Source organism: Micromonospora sp. NPDC002411, assembly GCF_053592955.1.
In genome coordinates, this window is the sequence record NZ_JBSFBM010000246.1 from 1 (window position 1) to 10,337 (window position 10,337).

Sequence of the window (10,337 nt, forward strand, 5' to 3'; positions counted from 1 at the left end):
CGAGGTCAACAAGCGCCTCGCCGACGCGGGCGTGCGCCAGATCGACCCTGCCGACCCGGAGCACGCCCTGCGCTACGGCTTTCCCGACGTCTCCTGACCCAACGGCGTCAGCAGGCCTTCTTCGCCTTGTCACGGAAGGCGGTCTCGGTGACCGCCTTCCGCTGCGTCTGGCCCTCGTGCACGAGGACGCGATCCGGCCCGAGCCCGGTCACCTCGGCCAGTGTGAAGTGGACGGGGACGGCGTTGTGCCGGTCCCCGTAGGCGGCGACGGAGTATTCAGTGCCGGGTTCGAAAGCGGTGAGCGTCTGCTCGTCGGGCGTCCAACCCGCAGGCAGTTCGAAGAAGGTCACGTCCGTCACCTCGCCGCCACCGTTGCGGTCGATGGTCCAGCTCTGAGCCGGCGTGACGTCAACGGTGTAGACGCTGATCCGGTCTGCCGTGAACTCGGCACACTCCGCCATGACCAGAGCCGGTTGCCCGTCGACCACGCGTAGGGCAAGCACCGGTTTCTCTGCCGGGGAGCAGGCGGTCAGCCCCGCCAGCGCCACCAACGTCGTGAGGACACCCACCACTCGGACATCTGCTCGGGCCATCGAATCCCCATCATCAACAGCGCGTCACCATGCATTTCGGGCAGATCGCAACGTTGCGGTCGGCTGGCACGACCGCAGCTCCCCTGGCACGCCTGGGCAACTGTGTGGATGAGCGTGCGATGACCCGAGGCTAGGTGAGAGCGATCCAGCGCGAGGACCCGCAAACGCATAAGCACCTTTCCGGACCTAGCTCCGCTGCCGAGGCCCTCGGTCGCGGCGACGGCCGGGAAGACCGCACCGTCCCGGAGCGGCATCGCCACTCGCGGGACGGCTCGAAACGGATCGCGGTGACCTAACCCGCCTCGCCACTCTTCGTTGCGGCGCGGACCGCGGCGGCGAGGGCGGTGGCGAGGTCGGCCTCCACCGCCGCCTTCTCCAGACCGAGACTGGTCAGCACGCCGGCGCCGTCCTCCTGTTCGAGCAGGGCGAGCAGGATGTGCTCGGTGCCGATGTAGTTGTGCCCGAGGCGCAGCGCCTCCCGGAAGGTCAGCTCCAACGCCTTCTTGCCACGCGCGTCGTACGGAATCAGGTCGGGCACCTGCTCGACGCGGGGCGGGAGGGCGGCGGCGACCGTCTCCCGCACCGCCTCGGGTGTGACGCCCAGGTCAGCCATCACCCGGGCGGCGAGGGCATCCGGCTCCGCCAGCAGACCCAGCACCAGGTGCTCGGGCCCGATCTCGGCGTTCCCGCTGGCTCGGGCCTCCTCCTGGGAGGCCATCACCACGTTGCGGGCCCGGGGGGTGAAGCGGCCGAAGCCGGCGTTCGGGTCGAGTGCGGCGGCGTCGGTGGAGGCCTTCGGCACGAAGCGCTTCTGGGCGGCCTGCTTGCTGACGCCCATGCTGCGGCCGATGTCGGTCCAGGAGGCACCCGAGCGGCGGGCCTGGTCGACGAAGTGACCGATCAGGTGATCGGCGACCTCACCGAGGTGGTCGGCAGCGATGACCGCATCGGTGAGCTGGTCCAGGGCGTCGGTGTGCGCCGTCTTGATCGCCTGGATCAGGTCATCGAGCTTGACCGTGTTGCTCATCCGGTTAGGTTCTGTCATGCGTCAACCATAGGTTGACGATTCTCCTCCGTCAACCCCGAGTTGACGCACGGGCGTACTCACTCGACAAGCTCCGGCAGTCGTCGGGCGACGACCGCCGGCGACGGCAGGTGGGCGATCTCCTCGGCGACGTCCCGGGCCGCCTCGCGCTGCGCGGCGTGTCGCGACAGCAGGCGGCGGGCCTGCTCGGCGACAGCGCCGGGGTCCACCTCCCCGGGGAGGAGGCGCAGGGCGAGACCGGCGGCGCTGAGCACCTCGGCATTGGCGAACTGGTCAGCACCCTGCGGCAGCATCAACTGCGGTACGCCGACAGCGAGCGCGCCGAGGGTGGTGCCACTGCCGCCGTGGTGCACCACCGCGTCGACGAGCGGCAACAGTTCCGCCTGCGACACCCACTGACGCACTGTGACGTGGTCGGGAATCTCGCCAAGCTGCTCCGGGGGCACGCGACCCGCCGCGACCACCACCTGCGCGTCCACCGTCGCCAGACCGGCGATGGCCGTACGGAGCAGTTCGGCAGTGCCGAACGCGGTGCCAAGGGTCAGGTAGATCAACGGCCGAGACGTCCGACGGCTCACCCCTGCGGGTAGCGGGGCCGGTGTGGAGAAGGCGACCGGGCGCAGCTCGATCCGACGTTCCGTGGCGAGGAAAGTCTCGTCCTGTAGGGAGGGCGGCCAGATGTCGACGTGCGGTCGACCGACGACCTCGGCGTTCCTGGTGGGCAGTTCGAGGCCGATGCCCTCGGGGATCATCCGGCCGAACCCGTGCCACAGACTCGGGATGCCGGCCCGACGAGCGGCGACGCCAGCTCCCGGCAACCCCCACCCATGCACCACCAGGTCCGGGCGTAGTCGCGCCAACTCCGGTTCGAGATCCTCCGCGTACACCTCGTAGAACGCGTCGGCGGGACGGAACGGTCGCAGGCCGTTCGCGGCGAGCGGCTCGTGTACGGCCGCGCCGGCGGCGAAGTGCACCTCGTGACCGGCTTCCCGGGCGGCGACCGCCAGCGGGATCAGCGGATAGGTGTGACCGACTGACGCAAGACTGGCGAACAGCACACGCATGACGCCGAACCCTAGCGGCAGCACCGTCTCCCCGGCCCGGCGCGGCGGCCCGTATACGGTGGGCAGCGTCGAGCACGGTCACCGGTGGGAGGGGGCGGTCATGCGTCTCCACGTGGGGTGCGCGATGTGGAGTCACAGGTCGTGGCCGGGCCACCGGCTGCCGTCCGCGGATCGCCTGGCGCACTACGCCAGCTGGTGCGACGCCGTGGAGGGCAACACGACGTTCTACGCGACCCCGACCCGGGACACCGTGACGTCATGGGCCACGCAGACCGAACCCGCATTCCGGTTCGTCCCCAAGCTCCCGAAGGTCGTCACGCACGAACGCCGACTCACTGACGTCGACGAACCACTGCGCGCCTTCCTGGACGCGATCGAGCCGCTCGGCCCGCGTGCCCATGCTCTCTGGATCCAGTTGCCCGGCTCGTTCGCGCCCGCCGACGTGCCGACCCTGGACCGCTTCCTGACTCGACTCCCCCGATCCCACCGGTACGCGGTGGAGGTCCGCCATCCGGCGTTCTTCACCGACGACCGCGCGATCCGGCTGCTGGAGGCGACCCTCACCGCCGCGTCGGCCGAATGGATCCCCTTTGACACGACCGCCTTCTTCGCGAACCGGCCGACCAGCGACGCGGAGCGCGACGCCTGGACCAAGAAACCACGCGTGCCGCTCCGGTCGACGGCGCTGACCGATCAGCCGATCGTCCGCTACCTCGGCCGCGACGACTCGGCGCGCACTGTCGAGGGGTGGCAGCGCTGGGTCGACGTGACCGCCACCTGGCTTCGGGAGGGTCGCTCACCGACGATGTTCGTCCACACCCCGGACAACGCCGAAGCGCCCGCGCTCGCCCGCCAGTTCCACGATGAGGTACGCGCACAGGTGCCCACGCTCGACGCGCTGCCCGAGCCGATCCCGGTCGAACCCCTGACGCTGTTCTGACCGCCCCGGTCAGCCCTGATCGTTGAGCAGTTCGTCCAGGTGGGACGCCGTGCTGATCAGTGAGAGGTGGCTGAACGCCTGCGGGAAGTTGCCGATCTGCTCGCCGGTCGGCGCGATCTCCTCGGAGTAGAGGCCCAGCGGGTTGCTGTAGGTGAGCATCTTCTCGAAGGTCAACCGGGCGTCGTCGAGCCGACCGGCCAGTGCCAGTGCCTGCACGTACCAGAAGGTGCACATGTTGAAGGTGCCCTCGGTGCCGGCGAGGCCGTCCGGCGAGGCCTTCGGGTCGTAGCGGTAGACCAGACTGTCGGAGACCAGGTCGACGTCCATCGCCCGCAACGTCGACTTCCACATCGGGTCCGTCGGCGAGATGACGTTGAGCCCGGGCATCGCCAGGAGTGAGGCGTCCAGGATGCCGGAACGGTAGTGCTGCACGAACACTCCGCGTCGCTGGTCGAATCCACGGGTCATGACCTGCTCGTAGATGGCGTCCCTCGCGGCGGTCCAGCGGAGGATGTCGCCGGGACGTCCCCGGCGCTGGGCGATGCGGACGGCCCGGTCCAACGCGACCCAGGACAGCACCCGCCCGTAGGTGAAGTCCTCCCGCCCGGAACGGGTCTCCCAGATGCCGTCCTCGGGTTGGTCCCAGTGCTCGCAGAGCCAGTCCATCAACCCGGCCGTCTTCCGCCACCCCTCGTACGGCGCGATCAGTCCGTGCCGGTCCGCGAGGTCCAGCGCGACGAGCGCCTCGCCGTAGATGTCGAGTTGCAGTTGGCCTGCGGCGCCGTTCCCGATCCGCACCGGCGCCGAGCCGCGGTACCCCTCCAGGTGGCCCAGCACCTCTTCGTCGAGGTCCGGTGAGCCGTCGATCCGGTACATGATCTGCAAGGGCTGGCCGCTGTCGTTGGCCTCACGGATGCGAGCGTCCAACCAGTACAGGTACTTCTGGGCTTCTTCGGTGAAGCCGAGTCGGAGCAGCGCGTGCACGGAGAAGGACGCGTCGCGGACCCAGGTGTAGCGGTAGTCCCAGTTCCGCTGCCCGCCGACCTGCTCCGGCAGCCCAGCGGTGGGTGCGGCGACCAGGGCGCCGGTCGGCGCGTACGTCATCAACTTGAGCGTCAGCGCCGACCGATCGACCATCTCCCGCCAGCGGCCGGTGTAGCTGGAACCACTCAGCCACCGTCGCCAGTAGTCGCGGGTCTGGGCGAGCAGTTCGCACGCCTCCTCGGTGCTGAGTGCTCGGGGCGCGTGCGGGCAGGCGGTCTCCAGGACCACCCCACCGATGTCGCCCTCGTTGAGGGTGAACGACGCGGACACGCCTTCCGCGTCGCGTCGGACATCCCTCACCTCGAACGCCCGCTCCACGTTCTTGAAGGCGGCGAGGGTGAGGGTCAGCGTCGAGCTTCGGAAAACGTCGCCCTCGGGGTGCACCTCAAGCTGGTACGGATCGCGCCCGTAGTTGAACTGCGGGTGGCAGTCGAAGCGGAACCGCATGCTTCCCCGGACCATGCGGACCAGTCGGATCAACCGGTGGTGGTCCGTGGCACGTTCACCGGTGACGGGCATGAAGTCCAACAACTCACCCACACCGTCCGCGCTGTGGAAACGGGTGATGAGGATCGGCGTACCGGGCAGGTAGAGCTGCTTGCTCGCGTAGTCGACGCCGTCGGGCGCGAGTTGAAAGTGGCCGCCCTTCCGGCGGTCCAGCAGCGCTGCGAAGACGCTCGGTGAGTCGAAGCGGGGCGCGCAGAACCAGTCGACAATGCCGTCCTTGCTGATCAGGGCCGCCGTCTGCAGGTCACCGATCAGGCCATGGTTTTCGACCGCCGGGTAGCTCTCCACGCTGTCCCCCGCCATCCGTCGTGGCAACGGCGGCGACTACCCGCAAAGAGGCCGTGACACACGCGATTCCGGAGACGGGACGGGGTTTCGGCCCCGTCCCGGCAATTGGGTCAGCGGGCGAGGAAGGTCTTCCAGTTTCCGGCGGGGTAGGTGCGGAGCGTGCCCACACCCGTCGCCTGACCGGTGCAGTCCGCGGTCTGGAAGAAGGTGACGTCCTGGAAGCCGCTCCACCCCACGTGGCTGTCGGCCGTCTGGGGCAGCGGCGTGCACGCGCCGGTCGGGGCGGGGAAGTGCGCCACCACCGTGGTGAAGCTCCCACTGTAGAAGGTCAGGCCGGACTCCTGCGCCGAGGCGGGAGAGGCCAGGAGGCCGAGCCCGGCGGTCATGACCGCGGACATGGTGAGCACTGCTCCGACTCGGGCTGATCCTGCTCGCATGCGCACACACTCCCGTGCATCGACAACATTGAGATCATCCTCATGCCCTTTTGTTGCTGACGCAAGCATTTGATTGAGGTGTTCAGCTAATCCACAGGTGGCTCGACATCGTCGAACCCGACGGCGATTGCGGAAGGGATCCGTCCGCAATCACCGATAACGTCTCATCGACGACAGCGACGAGAGGATCGCGGATGAGCCTGCGAGGATTTGCCACACTCAACATCTGGGCGGACGACGTGGAGGCGGCCACCGCCTGGTACGCGGACCTCCTCGGCGTCGAGGCGTACTTCACGCGCCCCGGACCCGACGGACGCCCTGCGTACACCGAGTTCCGCGTCGGGGACTACCAGGCTGAACTGGGGATCATCGACCGCCGGTTCGCGCCACCCGGGGCAACCGCGACCGGGCCCGGCGGCGTGATCATGCACTGGCACGTCGACGACCTCGACGCCACCGTCGAGCGACTGTTGGCGCTGGGAGCCACGGAGTACCAACCGATCACCCCGCACGGCGACGGGGGGTTCGTCACCGCGTCGGTCGTCGACCCGTTCGGCAATCTGCTGGGCGTCATGCGGAACCCGCACTACCTCGACATCCTCGCCTCACTCAAGGCGACCTGACGTCGGCGCGCTCGGCGTTCCGACGCGCGGTCGGCGGCTCGGCGACAGTGGCGGAGGCGCCGGGGCGGTTCCGTCCCATGCGTCCCGGTCCGCCGTCCGCCGCACCAGCGCTGCCGCTTCGTTGGTGTCCAACCCGCTGGCGATGAGCAGGTCGTGGGCGGCCGTGCGGAATTCACCTGCGGCGATCATCCCCGAGTAGCCCAACCGGTGGGTATGGGGACGGGTGGGATCGGGCGCGACCTCCCCCTGCGCCTCTTCGACCAGCTTGAGAGCGGTCAGGATCTGCTGGCGGGCCTCCTGCGGGTCCGCCCGCTCGGGGGTGGTGGTGCGTCTCAGCGTATGCATGCTGGTGGCCAGCAGTTCGATGGCTGCCGCGAACTCCTCCGGTATCGGCTCGTCCTTCCGGAGAGCCTCGGCGAGTCTCCGCGCGACGGCCCGACAGCCGTAGAGGCTGCGCTCGAGATGTCGGATGGCCTGGGTGTAGCGGGCCAGCAACCTACGTTGGTGCCACCGTAGAGGCGCCAGGCGCACCACCTCCTGGGCAGCCCCGAGCCCCTCGTCCAGCGCGTTCATCCGCGACCCGAGGATCCGCAGGCTGGTCAGACTCTGCGAGGTGCCGTCAAGGTCTCGACGGCGCAGCGCCGCGCCCAGGTTGTGCAGGGCGGCGATAGCCGGGTCGAGGACCGGTTCGGCCAGCCGCTGCACCGTCCGCTGCGGGTGGATGGGCACCACCAACAGGCCGACCGCCAACCCGACCAGTCCGCCGACCGCGGCATCGACGAAGCGAGGAACGGACAGCTCACGCACTGGCGGTTCCAGGGTGGCGATGAGCACCGCGGTGCCACCGGCCTGGGTGAGCAGGGAGCCACCGCCCTTGAGCAGGATGGCGACGATGATCGCCAGCACGACGACCACGCCGGTCTGCCAGGCCCCGATGCCGAACAACGGCATGAGCGCGTCACCGACGGCCAGCCCGAGGACGACCCCGACCAGCAGCTCGATGGTGCGCCGCAGGCGTGTGCCCATCGAGGCGGCCACGATGCCGACCGCGGTGGTGGGCGCGAGCACCGGGGTGGGATTGTCCAGGATCTTGGCCCCCACGAACCAGGCGAGCGACGCCGCGATGCCGGCCTGCACAGCGAGCAGGCCGAAGAGGCGGAACCGCCAGGCGCGGGAGCGCAACCCGTGCCACACCCGCTCGCGCAGGCCAGCCCAGGTTCGGTCGACCCGGGACACCCCGTGCAGGGCCGGGTCGTGGTCAGCTGCGGGCTCCTGCTTGGCGGGCATCCGCGCGGTTTACCCAGCGAATACGAACCTATCCGGCGAGCGAGCCGATCGCGTGGTGTCCCGTCAGTGGGCGGGGTTCGGCGTGTGCGGAAGTTTGCCGAGTTGACGCCAGTTCGTCTCCGCCACCTCGACGTCGTAGTGCGCTGCGGCGGCGAGGATGTTCTGGAAGGCCTGGTCACGCTCCTTGTCGGTGACGCCCTGCACCTGGTCGAACCGGGCGATGGCGTTCCGGACGTGGCCGGCGTCGGTCATCGGTTCCTTACGCTTGTCCGGGAACGCGAAGACGCTCTCCGGCAGCTCGCGCTTGTCCTTGTCCGTCAGGCCGCCGTGTTTCTCGTGGGGTTTCCAGGTCGACGTCATCCCTCACCAGTACCCACAAGCTGCGCGGGAGCACCTGCCGCGACGAGTTTTCCCGTGCCACCACAAGATCCATACCATGCGGCCGGCCCTCGCACGGCCGAAGCCCGTACCGCGTTGGTCCTTTGTGGAATGCGAGCATGGCCGGCATGGATATCTACGAGGACGCCCGTACGGTGTCACGTTCGGATCTGGCCGCCTGGTTGCGTCAGCTGGCGAGCCAGTTGGAGTCCGATGGGCGGATCTTCTACGGCGCGGCGGGCTCCGTGTCCGTGGCGGACACCGTGCGCTGCGAGCTGGAGATCGAACAGGAGAGCGAGACGGAGGTGTCTGTCGAGATCGAGTTCTCCTGGACCGTGCCGACGTCCGGGCAGGCAGTGGACGAGGTCGAGGAATCGCCGAGCGGGGAGCAGCAGGACGAGGCCACCCCGGAGGCGTGACCCCCCGGGGCGACACCACGTCGCACGGCGGCCATCGACCCCGGTGGCCGCCACCACCGTCACCCCGAACGGGCCGAGAGGAACGATGACGAGCGCACCACCCGGTCGGACACACCGCCTGGCCGACACATGCCAGGAGTTGGTGGCCGCGCCCTGGTTCAGCCTGGCCAGCTTCGTCGTGATCACCCTCAACGCGTTGGCACTGGGCCTGGAGACGTACGGCCGGGCGGGGGCGCCGCTGCAATCCATCGAGTACGCGTGCCTGGCGTACTTCACGGTCGAGCTGTTGACGCGGTTCGGGGCGCACCTGCGCCGCCCCGGCGACTTCTTCCGGGATCCGTGGAACGTCTTCGACCTGCTCATCATCGCGGCGCCGCTGATGCCGGGCGTACGCGAGAACGTCACGATGCTGAGACTGCTGCGCCTGGCCCGCATCGTCCGCGCGTTCCGCCTCTTCCCGAGCCTGCGCGTGATCCTCGTCGGGATCCGGCGCAGCCTTCCCGGGCTCGGCAGCTTCCTTCTGGTCACGGTCCTCGTGCTGTACGGGTACGCGATGCTCGGCTGGATGCTGTTCGGCGTGGCGATTCCCGAGCGGTACGGCACTGTGGGGCAGGCGATGCTCACGCTGTTCCTACTGCTGTCGTTGGACGGCATCACCGACACCCTCCAGGCCGGCCGGGAGGTCACGCAGTGGGCGGTGCTGTACTACGTCTCGTACATGATCGCCGCCTGCTACCTGCTGACGAACCTCCTGGTCGGGGTGGTCCTGAACGCCCTCGACGAGGCCCATCAGGAAGAGCGCGCCGCGGCGTCGCGCGCCCTTCGGCCAGAGGTCGGCGAGGAGCCCGGCGAGCCGTCCGTGCACGAGCAGTTGGCACAGCTACGCACGATCATCACTGACCTGGAGCGTCGGCTGCCGCAGGCCACGAACACGGCACGCGAAGCGCAACCGTCCCCTGTGGACCGTGTTCCCGCCTGATGATCTAATTCATCCGCTAGATCCGCTTCCGGGTGGGATGTCCCACCTGCTGCTCGTAGGAGATCGCATGAGCGTCACCGCCGATTTCAGCAAGCTCGTCGTCAAGGCCTACCAGGACAAGACCCTCGCCGAGCTGGTCGACTCCCCCGTGAGCGCCCTCACCGGCGTCAGCGCGGGAGACGCCAAGCTGCTCAAGGAGGCATTCAACATCACCACTGTGGGCGACCTCGGTCGTAGCCCGTACTTCCGCACCGCCCAGGCGCTGGTCGCCCTGAGCGCCGCCAAGTAACGGCACCGGGTCGGGCATCGATCGACGGACTTCGCGGTCGGTGCCCCACCTCCGCCCGCGGAACGACCAACATCCTTTAAAGAAGCTTTAAGAAGCTGTCGGGTCTGATCGGGAAGCGCCTACCATACGGCGGCCGTGGCCGTCCGGGTCAGCGCCGTCGTCTGCTCGTTGGGAGTGACCCGTGTCGTACGCCTCGTTGCCCGAACCGGACGCGAGCCAACCGCCGCCCCGTCACCGCCCGCCGAGTTGGTTCGCCCGCAACAGGTTGGGCATGGCCGCGGGCGCGGCGGTCGCACTGGTCATCGCTGCCGCCGGCGTGTACCTGGGCAGTGGCGACGTGACGCCCGAGCCGTCGAACGCGGCCAACGCCCTCGAATACCAGTCGCCGTCGGCCGGGCAGGCCGAGTCACCCGGGGCGGCGGCGTCGGCCCCCGCGACACCGCC

The 10,337-nt window shown here is 69.1% G+C and carries 13 protein-coding genes; 6 read left to right on the top strand and 7 right to left on the bottom strand.

The features are described from left to right. Positions 1–107 precede the first annotated feature (107 nt). The 3 genes from ACWCO3_RS24900 to ACWCO3_RS24910 all read right to left on the bottom strand — a co-directional run bounded on the left by ACWCO3_RS24900 (position 108) and on the right by ACWCO3_RS24910 (position 2,702). Positions 108–593: a hypothetical protein gene (locus ACWCO3_RS24900; RefSeq protein ID WP_450012305.1), complete on the bottom strand. Its 486-nt coding sequence runs from the start codon at positions 591–593 to the stop codon at positions 108–110. A gap of 292 nt (positions 594–885) precedes the next feature. Beyond that, the gene (locus ACWCO3_RS24905; protein ID WP_358049011.1) at positions 886–1,638 is read right to left on the bottom strand and encodes a Clp protease N-terminal domain-containing protein; all 753 of its coding nucleotides are present in this window, start codon (positions 1,636–1,638) and stop codon (positions 886–888) included. Positions 1,639–1,697: 59 nt separating this feature from the next. After that, positions 1,698–2,702 carry a glycosyltransferase gene (locus ACWCO3_RS24910; protein WP_450012307.1) on the bottom strand — a complete coding sequence of 335 codons (1,005 nt, stop codon included), beginning with the start codon at positions 2,700–2,702 and terminating at the stop codon, positions 1,698–1,700. Positions 2,703–2,826: 124 nt separating this feature from the next. Here ACWCO3_RS24910 and ACWCO3_RS24915 point away from each other — a divergent pair, with 124 nt between their 5' ends. After that, positions 2,827–3,642 (top strand): DUF72 domain-containing protein, encoded by an 816-nt coding sequence (locus tag ACWCO3_RS24915; protein ID WP_358167767.1) that lies wholly within the window; start codon positions 2,827–2,829, stop codon positions 3,640–3,642. Between the two features lie 9 nt (positions 3,643–3,651). Here ACWCO3_RS24915 and ACWCO3_RS24920 read toward each other — a convergent pair whose 3' ends face one another. Next, positions 3,652–5,481, bottom strand: a complete 1,830-nt coding sequence (locus ACWCO3_RS24920; RefSeq protein ID WP_450012319.1) for a glycoside hydrolase family 15 protein — start codon at positions 5,479–5,481, stop codon at positions 3,652–3,654. Between the two features lie 110 nt (positions 5,482–5,591). After that, positions 5,592–5,879: a hypothetical protein gene (locus ACWCO3_RS24925; protein WP_357844252.1), complete on the bottom strand. Its 288-nt coding sequence runs from the start codon at positions 5,877–5,879 to the stop codon at positions 5,592–5,594. Between the two features lie 233 nt (positions 5,880–6,112). Here ACWCO3_RS24925 and ACWCO3_RS24930 point away from each other — a divergent pair, with 233 nt between their 5' ends. Next, entirely contained in the window at positions 6,113–6,541 is a 429-nt protein-coding gene (locus tag ACWCO3_RS24930) for a VOC family protein (RefSeq protein ID WP_450012309.1), read from the top strand. Here ACWCO3_RS24930 and ACWCO3_RS24935 read toward each other — a convergent pair. Both ACWCO3_RS24935 and ACWCO3_RS24940 read right to left on the bottom strand, forming a co-directional pair. Then, positions 6,524–7,828, bottom strand: a complete 1,305-nt coding sequence (locus ACWCO3_RS24935) for an FUSC family protein (RefSeq protein WP_450012311.1) — start codon at positions 7,826–7,828, stop codon at positions 6,524–6,526. The genes ACWCO3_RS24930 and ACWCO3_RS24935 overlap by 18 nt on opposite strands. A 63-nt stretch (positions 7,829–7,891) precedes the next feature. Further along, on the bottom strand, positions 7,892–8,188 hold the full coding sequence (locus ACWCO3_RS24940; protein ID WP_145785210.1) for a DUF6582 domain-containing protein: 297 nt from the start codon (positions 8,186–8,188) through the stop codon (positions 7,892–7,894). A gap of 146 nt (positions 8,189–8,334) precedes the next feature. Between ACWCO3_RS24940 and ACWCO3_RS24945 the strand changes: the two genes are divergently transcribed. The 4 genes from ACWCO3_RS24945 to ACWCO3_RS24960 form a co-directional block, all read left to right on the top strand. After that, entirely contained in the window at positions 8,335–8,625 is a 291-nt protein-coding gene (locus tag ACWCO3_RS24945) for an amphi-Trp domain-containing protein (RefSeq protein WP_355026896.1), read from the top strand. Between the two features lie 85 nt (positions 8,626–8,710). Then, entirely contained in the window at positions 8,711–9,604 is an 894-nt protein-coding gene (locus tag ACWCO3_RS24950) for an ion transporter (RefSeq protein WP_450012314.1), read from the top strand. A 67-nt stretch (positions 9,605–9,671) separates the two neighbouring features. Further along, the gene (locus tag ACWCO3_RS24955) at positions 9,672–9,893 is read left to right on the top strand and encodes a hypothetical protein (RefSeq protein WP_145785213.1); all 222 of its coding nucleotides are present in this window, start codon (positions 9,672–9,674) and stop codon (positions 9,891–9,893) included. A 181-nt stretch (positions 9,894–10,074) separates the two neighbouring features. Then, positions 10,075–10,337 (top strand): hypothetical protein (locus tag ACWCO3_RS24960; protein WP_450012316.1); only part of this gene is annotated, 263 nt, incomplete at its 3' end.

Bases quoted from the DNA above. Each gene is read 5' to 3' on its own strand.
- ACWCO3_RS24900 (WP_450012305.1), bottom strand. From the start codon at position 593: ATGGCCCGAGCAGATGTCCGAGTGGTGGGTGTCCTCACGACGTTGGTG.
- ACWCO3_RS24905 (WP_358049011.1), bottom strand. From the start codon at position 1,638: ATGACAGAACCTAACCGGATGAGCAACACGGTCAAGCTCGATGACCTG.
- ACWCO3_RS24910 (WP_450012307.1), bottom strand. From the start codon at position 2,702: ATGCGTGTGCTGTTCGCCAGTCTTGCGTCAGTCGGTCACACCTATCCG.
- ACWCO3_RS24915 (WP_358167767.1), top strand. From the start codon at position 2,827: ATGTGGAGTCACAGGTCGTGGCCGGGCCACCGGCTGCCGTCCGCGGAT.
- ACWCO3_RS24925 (WP_357844252.1), bottom strand. From the start codon at position 5,879: ATGTCCGCGGTCATGACCGCCGGGCTCGGCCTCCTGGCCTCTCCCGCC.
- ACWCO3_RS24930 (WP_450012309.1), top strand. From the start codon at position 6,113: ATGAGCCTGCGAGGATTTGCCACACTCAACATCTGGGCGGACGACGTG.
- ACWCO3_RS24935 (WP_450012311.1), bottom strand. From the start codon at position 7,828: ATGCCCGCCAAGCAGGAGCCCGCAGCTGACCACGACCCGGCCCTGCAC.
- ACWCO3_RS24940 (WP_145785210.1), bottom strand. From the start codon at position 8,188: ATGACGTCGACCTGGAAACCCCACGAGAAACACGGCGGCCTGACGGAC.
- ACWCO3_RS24945 (WP_355026896.1), top strand. From the start codon at position 8,335: ATGGATATCTACGAGGACGCCCGTACGGTGTCACGTTCGGATCTGGCC.
- ACWCO3_RS24950 (WP_450012314.1), top strand. From the start codon at position 8,711: ATGACGAGCGCACCACCCGGTCGGACACACCGCCTGGCCGACACATGC.
- ACWCO3_RS24955 (WP_145785213.1), top strand. From the start codon at position 9,672: ATGAGCGTCACCGCCGATTTCAGCAAGCTCGTCGTCAAGGCCTACCAG.